The organism is Saccharophagus degradans 2-40, from assembly GCF_000013665.1.
In the GTDB taxonomy this organism is placed as follows: Bacteria; Pseudomonadota; Gammaproteobacteria; order Pseudomonadales; family Cellvibrionaceae; genus Saccharophagus; species Saccharophagus degradans.
This window is the reverse complement of sequence record NC_007912.1, coordinates 3582630-3598051: the sequence shown is the minus strand read 5'-3', so window position 1 is coordinate 3598051 and position 15422 is coordinate 3582630. Positions and strand designations below refer to the sequence as shown.

10 protein-coding genes are annotated in these 15422 nt (G+C 45.4%); 9 read left to right on the top strand and 1 reads right to left on the bottom strand.

Going from position 1 to position 15422, the window contains the following annotated elements; translation table 11 throughout:
• Nucleotides 1-106: 106 nt before the first annotated feature.
• The 9 genes from SDE_RS14880 to SDE_RS14840 all read left to right on the top strand — a co-directional run bounded on the left by SDE_RS14880 (nt 107) and on the right by SDE_RS14840 (nt 13929).
• On the top strand, nt 107-2065 hold the full coding sequence (locus SDE_RS14880; protein ID WP_011469317.1) for a hypothetical protein: 1959 nt from the start codon (nt 107-109) through the stop codon (nt 2063-2065).
• Between the two features lie 263 nt (nt 2066-2328).
• Entirely contained in the window at nt 2329-5166 is a 2838-nt protein-coding gene (locus tag SDE_RS14875; RefSeq protein WP_011469316.1) for an ExeM/NucH family extracellular endonuclease, read from the top strand.
• A 343-nt stretch (nt 5167-5509) separates the two neighbouring features.
• Nucleotides 5510-6463: an ABC transporter ATP-binding protein gene (locus SDE_RS14870; protein WP_011469315.1), complete on the top strand. Its 954-nt coding sequence runs from the start codon at nt 5510-5512 to the stop codon at nt 6461-6463.
• Nucleotides 6453-9386, top strand: a complete 2934-nt coding sequence (locus tag SDE_RS14865) for a Gldg family protein (protein WP_011469314.1) — start codon at nt 6453-6455, stop codon at nt 9384-9386. Before SDE_RS14870 ends, SDE_RS14865 begins: the two co-directional genes overlap by 11 nt.
• 10 nt (nt 9387-9396) lie before the next feature.
• Entirely contained in the window at nt 9397-10359 is a 963-nt protein-coding gene (locus tag SDE_RS14860) for a DUF4340 domain-containing protein (protein WP_011469313.1), read from the top strand.
• Nucleotides 10360-10636: 277 nt separating this feature from the next.
• Nucleotides 10637-11740 carry a polysaccharide lyase family 7 protein gene (locus SDE_RS14855; protein ID WP_011469312.1) on the top strand — a complete coding sequence of 368 codons (1104 nt, stop codon included), beginning with the start codon at nt 10637-10639 and terminating at the stop codon, nt 11738-11740.
• Nucleotides 11741-11902: 162 nt separating this feature from the next.
• A complete protein-coding gene (locus tag SDE_RS14850) occupies nt 11903-12460 on the top strand; it encodes a DUF3833 domain-containing protein (RefSeq protein ID WP_011469311.1) in 558 nt (185 codons plus the stop codon).
• Between the two features lie 276 nt (nt 12461-12736).
• Nucleotides 12737-13219 (top strand): Hsp20 family protein, encoded by a 483-nt coding sequence (locus tag SDE_RS14845; RefSeq protein ID WP_011469310.1) that lies wholly within the window; start codon nt 12737-12739, stop codon nt 13217-13219.
• Nucleotides 13220-13335: 116 nt separating this feature from the next.
• Nucleotides 13336-13929 (top strand): Hsp20/alpha crystallin family protein, encoded by a 594-nt coding sequence (locus SDE_RS14840; protein ID WP_011469309.1) that lies wholly within the window; start codon nt 13336-13338, stop codon nt 13927-13929.
• A 135-nt stretch (nt 13930-14064) separates the two neighbouring features.
• On the opposite strand, the gene SDE_RS14835 is transcribed toward SDE_RS14840, so the two are convergent.
• Nucleotides 14065-15174 (bottom strand): GGDEF domain-containing protein, encoded by a 1110-nt coding sequence (locus SDE_RS14835; RefSeq protein WP_049762660.1) that lies wholly within the window; start codon nt 15172-15174, stop codon nt 14065-14067.
• Nucleotides 15175-15422: the final 248 nt, after the last annotated feature.

Below are 15422 nucleotides of genomic sequence, written 5' to 3'. Positions count from 1 at the left end.
TAGGCGCACAATTTGGTTTAATGCGCTCGGCAAAAAGAAGTGCCTTATATTGGAAAAGTTACCTGCATATGGAAATGTGCGGGCTTATCATGGAGTAGGAGAAAGTATGTTCAACAAATCTATCAGCGGGCTCACCCTATTAATAACAGCACTTACCCTCGGTGCTTGCGGGGGCTCCAATTCAAAAGTAGACCCTAACTTAGACCCTGTCGTAGACCCAGTTATCGAGCCTCAAGTATTTGATGTTAGCGGTAGCGTCACAGGCTTGAATGGGAGTGTTCAGCTTAATGGGTTATCCACAAATAAAGAACTCACAGAAGATGGCAATTTTGAGTTCCCTGCTACCGTTGAAGAGGGGGAAAACGTAGAGTTAAGCCTTTCTAATATACCCGTAGAGCAAGATTGCGCCATTACCAGCGATACAACATTTAATGCCGTAGCTGCCGATATTAGCAATGTGGTAATTACCTGCTCAAATAAAACGGTGCTAAAAGTTACGTTAAGCAATTATTTTACCGGTGTTAGCTTGGCCGATGTAAACGTCACGGCCGGCTGGACAGCCGAAGACGGTGTGACTACTCAAACAGCACAAACAGATGATAACGGCGAAGCAATAATATATGTGTCGCCAATGGAAGGCCGAGTTACATTGAGCGCTTCTGGTCAAGGTTTTAGCGCTCAATCGCGCTCAATCGACTTAACCGCGGAATCTGTAGAAGTTGAATCTGAATTACGATTGCAACCCATCAATGCCGTGGTTAACTTTAGCGCCGCTACCGGCGGTGATTTGGATGTGGAAAACGTAGATGTTGTAACCGTTGCTGCTAACGCATTTGTAGATGCCGACGGCAATGTATACAGCGGTGAAATTGCATCTGAGATCACCATTATCGACCCAACCCGCGACCCAGCATTAATGCCTGGTGAATATCAAACTCGTTCTACCGATTCTGGCGAAGTGGCACAGATTGAAAGCTTTGGCGCTATCAACGTTGAATTTTTCGATGCCGCTGGTAACGAGTTGAATCTTGGTGAAGGGCAAACCGCGACTATTCGTATCCCCGTGGCTGCAGTTAACTCTGCACCTCCGGCGACTATCCCGCTGTATTTCTTCGATGAGGCTACAGGTTTTTGGGTAGAAGATGGCGAAGCTGTATTAGTAGAGCGCGAAGGTGTTTGGGTTTACGAAGGTACAGTGTCCCATTTTACTGTGTGGAATGCCGACCGTATTTACGAAACTGTTTATATCCAAGGCTGTGTTGAAGACGCCAATGGCGCCGCCGTAGTTGGCGCGGCGGTTTCTACCCGAGGTTTCGATTATATTGGTACTGCCTCGGCAGTAAGTAATGAGCAGGGTTTATTTAGTGTTCCTGTGAAGATTAATTCCACCGCCTTCTTAACGGCAATTAACGGTGTACAAAGCCGTACATTGACCATTGATGTGGGGGATGCTGATATTGCTCAAGCCGATTGTTTGGTGGTCGATGTAGCTTCTTCTACTATTACCTTAAGTTGGGGTGAAGATCCTGACGATTTAGATAGCCACTTTTTCGGTGTTGCAGATGACGCTTTAATAGATGATTTCCACGTTTATTACTCCCAAAAAGACGCAGTAATGGGAGACAGCTACATATACCTAGATGTGGATGATACATCGAGCTTTGGTCCAGAAGTAGTAAGTATCTCTTCGTTTACGGTTCCAGGTACTTACCGGTATGCAGTTCATCACTATTCAGGCTTAAGTGACATAGCGGCATCGCCAGCTCGTGTGGAATTGAATTTAAACGGGGTCGAAACCATTTATGCCCCACCAGCAGGAGAGCCTTCGTTGTGCTGGGCAGTGTTCGATATTGTGGTTGCATCGAATGGTGCTATTTCGGTGAATACTATTAACACATGGGAGAGCGAAGATTATTGCGAAGATGAATTCGTGGACGATGATAGTATCGACGATGGGTTCGATAGCCTGCAAACTGCCCAGAAAACGTCAGTGCCCGGTGGCAAACTTAGCAAGCCAGGTTCTGTGTTGCAGCAGTCTATATCTACCAAGTACTACGCAAATTAATTGAGTAAACAGTTTAATTAATTGTTTGTTATTTGAATGTAGTTAATTGATCTGCCTATTTTGAAATACTTAATTATCGCCCAGCACTTTGTTGCTGGGCGATTTTGTTTGAACTTCGTTAACGTTATTCCCCTCATTTTTCACAAAATTAATTGTGTAAAAAAACTGCCCCCAAAACGCCAAAAAACAGTTACTTGTGTGTCACGTTAATTTGCTTCCATTGCGCGAGAATTTACTTTTTGCCAACTCGAGGTTATGGACGCATGAAAAAGACATTAATGGCGTTATTGCTGGGGCTCACGCCTTTGGCAACACAAGCCAACGTAATAATTACTGCTGTATACGATGGGCCGATTACCGGTGGCGTACCCAAAGGGGTAGAGCTATATGTAGCGGACGATGTAGCCGATTTAAGTGTGTACGGTTTGGGTAGCGCCAGTAACGGCGGCGGTACCGATGGTGAGGAGTTTACCTTCCCCGCTGTAAGCGTAAGCGCTGGTGAGTACCTCTACGTTGCCAGCGAAGCTGTGCAATTTGAAGCGTTTTTTGGCTTCGCCCCCCATTACACAAGCTCTGCTATGAGCATTAACGGTGATGATGCAATTGAATTGTTTCAGCACGGCGCCTTGTACGATGTTTTTGGTGTGCAAACACAGGATGGAACAGGTACCGAATGGGATTATTTAGACGGTTGGGCCTATCGTGTAACAGGTAGTGAGCCATCTACAGCATTTAATGCTGCTGAATGGATATTCAGTACTCCAAATGCATGGGATGGCGAAACAACTAATGCCACTGCTGCAGTGCCTTTGCCAATGCAGCAGTTTGCTACGGGCAGCAATGGCGGTGGCGAAGGAGAGGGCGGCGACGGTGACGGCGAAACGCCAGTCATTGAAACCGTATTTATCTCTTCTATACAAGGTAACCCAAGTACTTATATTTCCAACCAGTTCGGCGAGCAGGATGTAAGCCCGTTGAACGGCACAGTTGTACACGTTGAAGCGGTAGTTGTTGGCGACTTTCAAAATAACGATGCCGATACCGCGCGCAATCTTGGCGGCTTTTATTTACAGGAAGAGGCTGGCGACGAAGACGGCAATGCCTTGTCATCTGAGGGCGTGTTTGTTTACGAGGGTAATACGTCTTTAGCTGATGTAAATGTGGGCGATCTAGTAAAAGTGGTTGCTACGGTGGGGCAGTACTACGGTGAAACCCAATTAACGAATGTGCAATCCATCGAAATACTTGCCCAGCAACAGTTGGATTTAGTCAATGTTGCTCAGGTGTCGCTGTTAGGCAATAGCAATGTAACAATCAATCAAGATGGTCGCTATCAGCCCAACTTAGAAGCCTACGAAGGTATGCTGGTTACGCTAGTGGATACTGTGCAAATAACCGAGCAGTATCAGCTAGACCGCTTTAACGAAATTCGTGTGGCGGCGGGCGAGCGCCCAGTGCAATTTAGCCAGCTAAATACGCCAGATGCCACTCTGTACGATGTGTGGTTGCAAGAGCAAGGTGCACGCTCAATGGTGTATGACGACGGTTTAAATAGCCAAAACGAGAGCATAGACTTATTAGATGGCTTCGCCCCATATACAACCGCAACTGCACCAAGAATGGGTGATACGGCAAATAATTTAACTGGGGTGTTGGATTACAAGTGGGCCGGTAATGCCTCATCTGGCGCGACTTGGAGACTGCGTTCGCATAGCGATGGCACCAACCATTTTGAGCGAAGTAACCCTCGACCAACCGCCGCGCCTAGTATTGACGGCAATTTAAAAATCACGTCTTTTAACGTGCTTAATTTCTTCGCAACTATCGATGAAAGCGGTGTGGTTACAATGGCAGGGCACGACCCGCGCGGTGCAGATTCAATTGCAGAACGCGATCGTCAGCTAGCAAAATTAACCCAGGCAATTTTAGCAATGGATGCCGATGTTGTGGGTTTGGTTGAGCTGGAAAATGAGTTCGATAATGTGAACGACGGTTCCACTGCAATTGAAATGCTAGTGAATAGCGTGAACGCAGTTGCGGGTGAAACTCTGTACGACTATGCATTCCCAGGCTCTTCGTTTGTAGGCACAGATGCCATTGCCGTGGGGGTGATCTATAAGCCTGCGGTTGTGCAATTGGCCGAGGGTACAGTGCCTGCGCTGCTGGAAGACAGTGTTGCGCAAACCTTGCCTTTATTTGCCGGCCGCGATTTTGCCACTAACCCATTGTTTAACGGTGTGGCTACCAATAGAGTATCGCTGGCGGTTAGCTTTACTCATTTAGAAAGTAAAGAAAGCTTTACCGTGGTAGCTAACCATTTTAAATCTAAAGGCAGTTCGGGCTTAACTGATAGCAGCGATGCTAACTTCGATAAAAATGATGGCGCCGGCTTCTGGAATCAGCGCCGTTTGGAGGCTGCGCAAGCGGTGATTGCTTGGTTGCAAACTTCTCCCACAGGCTTGGTCGACAGCGATCAAATAATATTGGGCGACTTAAACGCTTATGCTGCAGAGGAGCCCATTCAATACCTGTTGGCAGAAGGCTTTAATAATGTGGAATCTGAGCATGCATACTCCTACGTATTCGATGGTCAAGTAGGCACCTTAGATTACTTGTTAGTGAGCGATAGTTTATTTGAAAAACTCACCGCTGCGCAGGTTTGGAATGTGAACGCCGACGAAGCCGATGCAATAGATTACAACTTGGATTACGGCCGCAGCGCGAGCTATTTTGACGCTAGTGTTGCTGCTCGCAACTCCGACCACGACCCCGTGCTAGTGGGCTTTGAATTAACTAAAGCCGCCTTCACACTACCGGAATTGGCTGCGTTCTTTTTACAGGAAGTTCGCGCAGGCAATATTTCACCTATGCACCCACGCAAGTGGTTTAGCTGGTTTTCGGTGTATTCTATTCAGAGTTCGCTGAACTACGCCGTACGCATGAACGAGCTGGGGCGCACTCAAGTGGCATGCCATATGCTAGCGCGCGTAGATGCAGTTACCGATAACCAAACTCGCCCACGAGATTGGGTTAAAGGTGAAAGTGTGAGCGAGTTCAACCAAAAGCTGCACGCTACTTTAGAGCCGTTGTCTTGTAACTAATTAAGCGCTAAACGCTAATCACTAGTTGCTAGTGATTAGCGTCTCAAAACTCCCGTTTAAAATCCCCTTGAACTTTTTAAAAGAATCCCTATCTTAACCTCCGCATTTCGTAAAACACTTTGTTATGGGACTTTCCCCTGCAGCGTTGGAGGCAAAAGCAATGTATTTTTCGATGAACACACCTTCTGCTATGCGTACTCACGCATCAGCCCCCATTTCTAGGGTTATTGCTCGACCACCCCCGTTCTAAATTGCGATTTAGTTCTCGTTTTACTTCCTATTAAGCTGCAGCACCTGCTTGCACTTAAATACTAACAATAACTCTTCTCGAAAGGAGGGATGTATGCTGGATGTTACCCAGTTAACTCGACGCTATGGCGATTTCAAAGCGGTAGATAACGTAAGCTTTACTATTAAAACTGGCGAGATTGTTGGTTTGCTCGGCCATAACGGCGCAGGTAAAACAACAATCATGAAAATGATAAGCGGTTACCTAGAGCCCTCTAATGGCTCGGTAAGCTTAGATGATGTTTCGCTAGAGGACGACGCGAAACTTGTGCAGCAGGGGCTTGGTTACCTACCAGAAAGCCTACCCGTATACCCCGAAATGAGCGTGGCAGATTACTTAAACTACGCTGCAGGTTTAAAAGGGCTAGAGGGTGAAATAAAAAACGCGGAGATAAAACGCGTTATACAAGCTACCGATATATCTGAAAAATTACTTGCTCCCATAGCGACGTTATCGCGCGGTTACAAGCAGCGGGTGGGGGTGGCGCAGGCCATTCTCGGTAAGCCCAAGTTGCTAATTCTAGATGAACCAACTAATGGTTTAGACCCCGAGCAAACCTTGCTAATGCGCAAACTTATTAAAGATATCGCGCAGGATGCAACCGTTATTCTTTCTACCCATATTATGCAAGAGGTAGAAGCTATCTGTTCGCGTGTACTTATGTTGCGTGCAGGGCAGCTGGCTGTGGATGAATTACTCGAAAATCTAAAACGCAGTAACTCATTACTGCTACATACGTCGTTGCCTTCCGATCAATCTACGTTGCTTACCCAGCTTACGGGGATAGCGAGTGTGTCTGCATTACCCAGCGAAAGCAGCAATGCCATTTACTGCATAGAAATAGAAAAAAATGCCGAGCTAGATAGCGTGGCCGCGTTAGTGGCCGAAACCATTGTGCAAGCAAAGCACAAGCTCATTCAATTAAAACCCGAAATACGTGACCTAGAATCGCTATTTAAAGAAGTTAATCAAACGAGTTCGTTAGGAGGTATAAGCCATGCAGCCTAATAATAATGCAAGCGTGCACTCAGACATGTTGCCAAAGGGCACCATAATGCGTGTGGCCAAAAAAGAGGTTGCGTTGTTTTTCGCCTCGCCCGTTGCCTATTTGTTTTTGGCAACATTTGCCGCAATTACATTGTTTATATTCTTTTGGGGGGAGTCGTTTTTTGCGCGCAATATTTCCGATGTGCGCCCACTGTTTGAATGGATGCCGCTACTGTTAGTATTTTTGTGTGCAACCTTAACAATGCGACTATGGAGTGACGAACGTCGCAGCGGTACCCTTGAATACATACTTACTCAAGCCGTGCCGTTATGGCATTTTGTTGTAGGTAAATTTCTAGGCTGTATGTTTTTACTTGCCGTTGCGTTAGTGTTGACATTACCTCTGCCTATTACCGTAGCGTACATAGGCGATTTAGATTGGGGCCCTGTATTCGCCGGTTACATAGCTGCTATTTTACTTGGTGCGGCTTATTTAAGTATCGGCTTGTTTGCCTCTGCCCGTACCGATAGCCAAATTGTGAGTTTAATAAGTGCCTGTGCGCTTAGCGGTTTATTATATTTGGTTGGCACTAGCAGTATTACCAGTTTTGCCGGTAATCAGTTTGGCGAATGGTTGCGCTTATTGGGTACAGGCTCGCGCTTCGAGTCTATTACTCGCGGCGTAATTGATATGCGAGACTTGTATTACTACATCAGTATTGCTGCGGTATTTTTAGTTCTGAATACCTACGTATTAGAGCGCGAACGCTGGGCTACCGATGGGGTTAAACCGCGTCATAAGCAGTGGGTGGCCGCCACCGCATTGCTTGCTTTAAATGCGCTAGGGGCAAATATTTGGTTGAATCAAATAAATGTATTGCGCATGGATGTTACCCACGGCAACCAATATTCCATCTCTGAATCCACTAAGGGGTATTTAAATCAACTGCAAGAACCGCTCTTGGTTCGCGGTTATTTCAGTGCAAAAACTCACCCACTACTTGCGCCGTTAGTGCCGCAAATGCGCGACTTAATAAAAGAATACCAAGTAGCGGGCAATGGTAAAGTTCGCATTGAATTTGTAGACCCGATGGCCGAGCCAGAGTTAGAAAAAGAGGCTAATCAAAAATTTGGCATTCAGCCAGTGCCATTCCAAGTGGCAGATAGATACCAATCATCCATTGTGAGTTCCTATTTTGATGTGCTAGTACAGTACGGCGACGAATATCAAGTACTCGGCTTTGGCGACCTTATAGAAGTACAAGCGCGCAGTGAATCTGACATTAATGTGCAATTGCGTAACCCAGAGCACGATTTAACCCGCGCAATTAAAAAGGTGCTACACAGCTATCAAGCTGGCGGTAATTTATTTGATACCGTAAAAAGCAATTTAATGTTTAACGCTTACCTCTCTGCAGACGAGAAACTACCGTCTCAATTGGCGGAGTTTAAACAGCAAGTAACCAGCGTACTTGATAGCACTAAAGCGCAGGCCGATGGGCGATTAAAAGTGAATGTTATCGACCCAGATAGCAACGCCGAAATAGCCAAACGCATTGGTGATGATTACGGCTTTATGCCCATGGCTACCAGCCTGTTTAGTAACGAGCGTTTTTATTTTTATATGACGCTCAGCAACGGCGAACAGGTTGTGCAAATCCCCATTGATGACATGACCCAGGCAAGCTTCGAGCGAAACTTAGAGGCAGGCATAAAACGCTTCGCTACAGGTTTTACCAAAACGGTTGCGCTGGTTACACCTAGCAATGCCCCTGCATCACCCTATATGGGTTACGGCCAAGGTGGCGCTCGTTTCTCGCGCTTAGAAGCATTTATAGGCAGCGAGTTGAATGTTATTAGCGAAGACTTATCCGATGGCGCTGTTTCGGGTGAGGCGGACATTCTAGTGCTGGCCGCGCCAAAAGAGCTGAATGAGAAACAAGTGTTTGCGGTGGATCAGTTCTTGATGAAAGGCGGTACGGTTATCGCTGCAACCTCACCGTTTTCGGCTAATTTATCTAACCGCAGTTTAGCTATGCAAAAGCATACCAGCGGCTTAGAAGATTGGTTAGCGCACTATGGTTTAAGCGTAGATGATGAGCTAGTACTCGACCCGCAAAATACGGCGTTCCCCGTGCCTGTTAGTCGCAATGTGGGTGGCTTTCAGCTGCAAGAAATTCGCATGTTGGATTACCCCTATTTTGTCGATGTGCGCGGCGAAGGGTTAAATGGCGATAATTTAATTAGCGCAGAGTTACCCCAACTAACAGTACCTTGGGCTTCCCCCATTGTGGTAAACCAAGAAAAGCAAAACGAACGCACGATAACCGAATTGCTGCGCAGTTCAAACAAGTCGTGGGTATCTCAATCGCTTAGTGTTGTGCCGCAGGTTAGCGCCAATGGCGTAAGTGGATTTACACCCAGTACCCAGCGCGATAGCTTCGCCTTGGGCGTGCTAAGCGAAGGGCGTTTCGACTCCTACTTCGCGGGTAAAAACTCGCCATTGTTAGAGAGCAAGCCAGAAGCTGAAACCGAAAACGCGTCACAAGAAGATACTGCTAGCGAAGCAGAAGAGGCGTTTCAATTTAGCGGCGTTATTGAACGCTCGCCTGAAACTGCACGAATTATTCTTGTAAGTTCTAACGACTTTCTACGCGATGAGGTTTTACAGTTAGTAAGCAATGCACAGCGTACCGAGTACCTCAACCCGTTACAGTTTGCAGCAAATGCTGTGGAGTGGTCTTTAGAAGACGCAGGCTTATTAAGTATTCGCTCGCGCGGCCACTTTAACCGCACTCTCCCTGCAATGGAGCAAAGCACACAGATGTTTTGGGAGTACTTTAACTATGGCCTGGCCGCTTTCGCGTTAGCGCTACTCGCCTTTGGCGCTCGCCGAGCACGCCAAGTAAAACAACGTCAATATGTAAAGCTTTTAGCTAACTAAGGTGGTTGCAATGAAAAAGCTAAATAAATGGTTGGCTAGTTTACTCGCGGTGCAACTGCTTGTTGCCGGTGGGTTAATACTAGGAAATCAGTCGCAAAATGGTGACTTTTCTGCCGAGCCATTACTGGCAGTGAGTGAAGATTCGGTAGATAAAATAATCGTATCCACTGCCGATGCGAGTGTTACGTTAATCAAAAAAAGTGATTCGTGGCATATAGACGCGCAGCAGGCGTACCCCGCAGCGCAATCCAAACTTAGCACTGTATTAAATCAAATTTCACAGTTACAAACGCGGTGGCCAGTTGCTACATCCAAAAGTGCCCATGCTCGATTTAATGTTACAGATGAATCGTTCGAACGAAAAATTCAACTATTTAGTGGTAATAAAGAGCTGCCCACTCTTTACATAGGTACGTCGCCAGGCTTTAAGCAATCGCATGTACGGGTTGAAAAACACGATGAAGTTTATGCGTTAAATTTAAATGCCTATGACTTTCCTGCAAAGCCAAATGATTGGTTAGATCGCTCGCTACTGGCAGTAAACAATGTGACGCGAGTAAAGAGCGAAAGCTACGTGCTGCGTAAAGAAAATAGCGACTGGCTAATTGCGAGCCCAGATGAAAGTGAAACCTGGACTGCCAATGTGCAAAAAGCCAGTGAGCTAAGTCGCGCGATGGAAAACTTCAAGGTGTCTGGTATTGCAGAGCAGGCGCCAAATTTCGAGGAGCCTTCAGCTAGCGATAACCTTGTAACCCTAGAGGTAGAAGGGGACGCTCAGCGCACGTTGCAGTTCCTAAAGCAGGAAAACAACTACTACGTGAAAGAGGTTGGTAGCAAGCAAGTGTTCACGCTATCTAGCTACGAGTTTAATCGCTTAGCGGGCATCGAAAGCAGTGACCTGATTATTGCTAATGCTGAGCCATCTGAAGAGAGCGCAAACGATACAGCCGACAGCGATCAAGCGGGTTCTTAATTCCTTTCTTTAACCTTGCGCACCCTTTCGGGTGCGCACTCCCCCTCAAGAATTTTCTGCACAAGCGTCTATACTCTTTATTCAGACCACCCTGAATTGGTTAACCAATTCAGGGTATATAAAAGGCTGTTTCTAGATGTTTTTACTCATAACCAGTGGGATTTCTTGTTTAAAGCCTAAATTGCGGCTATTCTCAGCGTACAAGCAAATTGGTCTTCAAATTGGATTGGTTGAAATAAAACCAATTTGGGGTTTTGGTTAATAGTAGAGAGTTCTTATGTTTAAAATAAAGAATAAAAGCCTTTTAAGCTTAGGCCTTGTGGCCGGTGCTGTGGGCGTAATCGGTTGTTCGAATACCGTTCAAGAAAAGCAGATGCAAGCAGGCGATGTTGTACTGCCCGCAATGGCATACGATTTAAGCCATTGGAAAATTACCGTTCCGCTAGACGACAACAAAGATGGCAAAGTTGACGAAGTGGATACCAAGGCGCTGCAAAAGTATATGCACTCAGACTATTTCTATGTAAATAGCGAGGGCGGATTGGTATTTGCTACTCCTAACCAAGCCACCACTACCAGCGGCTCGTCAAACTCACGCAGTGAATTGCGCCAAATGATTCGCGGCACCAATACTAGAATTGGAACTAAGTCGCCAGGCAATAACTTTGCATTGGCTTCGCACCCACAGGCAAAAGCATTTGGCGATATAGGCGGCAACTTAAAAGCTACTTTAGCGGTAAACCACGTTGCCCTTAATGCCAAATATACTGATAAGTTTCCTGCATACTCTGTTGTAGTGGGGCAAATTCACGCCGGCAAAGATAAAGACCTAATCGCCAAAGGCGAGGGGTATGGCTGGGGTAACGAGCCTATCAAAATCTATTACAAAAAATGGCCCGATCATAAAACGGGGTCAGTTTTTTGGACATACGAGCGCAACCTAGAAAAAGCAAATCCAGATAGAACCGATATTGCTTATCCAGTATGGGGCAACACTTGGGATAATTCAGAAAACCCAGGCGACAAAGGCATAGCATTAGATGAATCTTTTAGCTATGAGATAAACGTGTACAAAGACATCATGCACTTAACCTTTACTGCGGCGAATAAACCTACAGTTAAATACAGCATTAACCTAGCAAACAATGTAAATGCTTACGGCAAGGTGGATGAAAAAGATCATCCTAAAGGTTATTTAGGCGATTGGTTGTACTTTAAAGCCGGCGCTTACGATCAGTGTAGTGTGAAAGATGACCCTGGCTTTTGGTACCCAGCCTGCGCTGGTACCGGCGATTGGGAAACCGACAAGAAAAACGGTGACTACACACGCGTAACATTTACAAAGCTTGAGCTAGGTAAAGGCTATAGCGTAAGCAAGTAATCGAATTAATTTTTATCTATTTTTAAAGCCCCGCCTTAAAGCGGGGCTTTTTTTTGGGGCGGAATTTCTTTTACTGCAGGGGGATTGATCTATTTTTCTGGCTAGCGCGTAAAGGTAAGGGTGTTTTTATTCAATTGCCGGCTGTAAGCAAGGTGGAGCCAAATGAACGAAATAGCTAAAAAATTACGACGTGCTCTGGCGTGTACGGCGTTGATAGTACTCTTTACCGGGTTAGCAGGGTGCAGTGGTGTAGATGTGAAAACTTATAAAAACAACTCGCCACGCCTAGTGTTGCCCCAGTTTTTTAACGGCGAGCTGCACGCTCACGGCATAGTTAAAAATAGGCAAGGTAAAGTCATTCGCTATTTTAATGCAAAAATATTGGCGCATTGGGATGATGCCGGTATAGGGCATTTAGATGAATACTTTGAGTTTGATGACGGCGAACAACAGCGCAGACAATGGCAATTACAGCCCGATAGCACGGGTGGCTTTGTAGCAACCGCGAATGACACCGTTGGGGAGGGGGTAGGCGAAGTTGCCGGCAATGCTTTATTCTTAAATTACGTGCTAACGGTTCCATACAAAGGTAGCGCTATAAATGTAAAAGTAGAAGACCGAATGTATATGGTAAATAAAAACACGCTTATTAATGAATCGGTATTAACCAAATTTGGCGTGAAAGTGGGGTATGTGACTTTAGTTATTGTGAAGACTTAGCTTGTTGCGAAATCTTAATGTGGTGGTAGTCATCGATAACATTTAGCGCTAACGATTTTAATCGGTTGTTAGCGTTCTGCTATTTCTACAGCACAAGGAATGAAACTATTTAATCTAAAGCTATAAACAAAAATAATTATTATGCTTAGATTGTCTAATAAGCAGAGTTGAAAATATCTCCACAGGGTATATATAAGAAGTACTGGTGTTGTGTCCTTGGTGAGCGCACCAGTTTGGTTGTTTTTATTTTATATTGCTTCTAACGGAGGATGTATTATGAACTCAATTGATCTTACCCCTCTTTATCGCAGCAGTATCGGCTTCGATAGGCTAGCGTCATTATTAAACAGTGCTGCAACTACCGATGCTGTTTCGTCGGGGTACCCCCCTTACAATATCGAAATGCTAGATGATAACCGGTACGCAATAGAACTTGCTGTGGCGGGCTTTTCTGAAAGTGAACTCGATATTAATGTAGAGAAAGGCGTGTTAACTGTTCGCGGTAAGAAAAATACCGACAAAGAGCACCGATATCTCCATCAGGGCATTGCGCATCGTGCATTCGAGCGCAATTTTAATCTTGCGGATTACGTAGAGGTTGTTGACGCTACGTTAAGCGACGGTTTACTCACTATTAGCTTGGTTAAAGAGGTGCCAGAGGCGATGAAACCTCGCGCTATTCCCATAAATAGTGGTGAAAAAGCGATAGAAAACAAGCAGGAGGAGCAAGCAGAAGCTAACGATAGTGAAGCTGCATAACCGCAAGGGGGCCGTGGCTTGCTGCGGCCCCTATGTTCGAATAGCGATGTTTGAATTATAAAGTGCGAATTCTAATGTTCGATTCCCAACAGTCAAATTCGATGGAGGTAGTGTTTATGAACTTACAAACTCTTAACCCTTGGAATTGGTTTAAACACGAAGAGGCGGCAAAACAACACGCTGCAGCACCAGCTATACACAGTGCGGAAAACAGCGAGACAAGCGCGCCGCAATTGAATAGTTTAATCCAATTGCATCAACAAATGGATAAGCTGTTTGACGATGTATTTAGTTCATTCGGTTTTCCGTCGTTGGGCGCGCGCTTCGCAGATGCGAATTTACTTACTAACCGCGCTAATAGTTTGCTTGGCGGTTACCGCCCCACTGTGGATGTGAGTGGCGATAAAACTCACTACCATATTAGTTTGGATGTGCCCGGCCTGAGCGAATCGGATATATCGATAGATGTAAGTAACGATGTATTGACTATTCGCGGTAGTAAAGAGGAAAAGGCTGAGCAAAACGAGAAGCATGTATATCGTATGGAACGTCGCTATGGTTCTTTTCAGCGTACTCTTTCGCTGCCTAGTGATGCCAACACAGACGATATAACCGCCCAGTTAAAAGATGGTGTATTAAATTTGGTTATCGCCAAAAAAGACGTGCCACCGGAAGACGTGAAACGTATTCCAATTAATAGTGTGCACTAAAAAACATGGCTGCATAGCTATAGCTATATAACAATGGCGGCGCAGGCGCGAAAGTGCCTGCGCTTTATTGTTGTGTGGCAATTGCAGCTTAAGGTTTGATGCAGTAAACCCGTTTGGCTGACGTAAGAGGCTAACTTAAGGAGAAGGGTGCACAACGCAGCAGTTGCGACCATGGGCTTTAGCTTCATATAGCGCTTTATCGGCACGTTGAATAGTGGCGTCTATTTCTTCCTCAGGAAAATACTCCGCAATACCTATAGATATTGTAACTTTTTCACCCGGTGGTAGGTTTTTAAACTCTAGCTTAGCAACTTCTTCCCTTACCCTGTTTGCTTTAATTTCAGTTCCTTCGAGAGAGGTGCTAGGTAGAATGAGTAAAAACTCTTCACCGCCATATCGGCCAAAACAATCCATTGTGCGTAGTGATTTGGGTACTTCTTCTGCTATGCGTTTTAGTACTTCGTCGCCCGCTTGGTGTCCATAGGTATCGTTAATGCGTTTAAAGTGATCGACGTCTAGTATGCAGATACCGATAGCGGTATTCGGCTCACGCTTACGCTTCACTTCTGTATCCAGTACTTCAAATATTTTACGCCTATTGGCTATGCCAGTTAATTCATCGCGGTTTGCCATATCGCTAATTTTAACTAAGGCAATATTTAGTTCTTTGTTGCGATTGCGTAGTTTACTTCTTAGGCCGCTAATGTACCCGCCGATGATAGTGATTTGAATGACTACAACTATTAAGGCAAAAGCCTGTAATACCTCCATGGTTGGATTGATTGAATCGGGCCTATTTTTATTAATGAGAAGTATCATCAGTATGTATAAAGCTATAAACAATATGCCAATTTGGAGAAAAGTACGGGTTGTAAGTGCCAGCATGCCGTAAAGCAGGGGCACAATCGCTACCACAAGGAAAGACGCGCGTGCTTGCCCTAAATCTAGAAAATAGACGCTATAAAGCGTTGGGACCAGAGATACGATCATTTGCGCTGCTGTCATACTATGGTCTTTACAGCGCAAGTTGTAACCGCGGTATATTAGATAAAAGAATACGGCATTAATAACAACCAAACTGACAAAAAAATGAAAAGGTATTTGCCAGGCGACCAGGTCTAGCCAAGCGCAAAACGAGAGAATACTCAGGGTGACTAAGTAGGAAGCAACAGACATAGACAAGCGTTGCAGGCGAGTTGCTTGCTGAGGTGCGAGTTTGGATTGTTTGTTAAATAGCTTATTCAATATTTACAGCCAATTCTCACTTATTGCTAAAAGGGAGAGCTAAACGCCCATACCTATAAGCATAGGCGAAAGCCGAAAGTTTTGCTGGTTATAAGTGGATTGCTTGCTTGGCGCCCAATTTAACAAACGTGGGCTTTGCTAAAGGCTTCATTTGCGCCCGTTGTTGAAAGTGGGAGCTTAAAATTTACGTAATTAGCTTTGCCATAATCCGTGTTACCAAGGCGAGAAAATACTTGGTTTAGAAGTCG

Bases quoted from the DNA above. Each gene is read 5' to 3' on its own strand.
- SDE_RS14880 (WP_011469317.1), top strand. From the start codon at position 107: ATGTTCAACAAATCTATCAGCGGGCTCACCCTATTAATAACAGCACTT.
- SDE_RS14875 (WP_011469316.1), top strand. From the start codon at position 2,329: ATGAAAAAGACATTAATGGCGTTATTGCTGGGGCTCACGCCTTTGGCA.
- SDE_RS14870 (WP_011469315.1), top strand. From the start codon at position 5,510: ATGCTGGATGTTACCCAGTTAACTCGACGCTATGGCGATTTCAAAGCG.
- SDE_RS14865 (WP_011469314.1), top strand. From the start codon at position 6,453: ATGCAGCCTAATAATAATGCAAGCGTGCACTCAGACATGTTGCCAAAG.
- SDE_RS14860 (WP_011469313.1), top strand. From the start codon at position 9,397: ATGAAAAAGCTAAATAAATGGTTGGCTAGTTTACTCGCGGTGCAACTG.
- SDE_RS14855 (WP_011469312.1), top strand. From the start codon at position 10,637: ATGTTTAAAATAAAGAATAAAAGCCTTTTAAGCTTAGGCCTTGTGGCC.
- SDE_RS14850 (WP_011469311.1), top strand. From the start codon at position 11,903: ATGAACGAAATAGCTAAAAAATTACGACGTGCTCTGGCGTGTACGGCG.
- SDE_RS14845 (WP_011469310.1), top strand. From the start codon at position 12,737: ATGAACTCAATTGATCTTACCCCTCTTTATCGCAGCAGTATCGGCTTC.
- SDE_RS14840 (WP_011469309.1), top strand. From the start codon at position 13,336: ATGAACTTACAAACTCTTAACCCTTGGAATTGGTTTAAACACGAAGAG.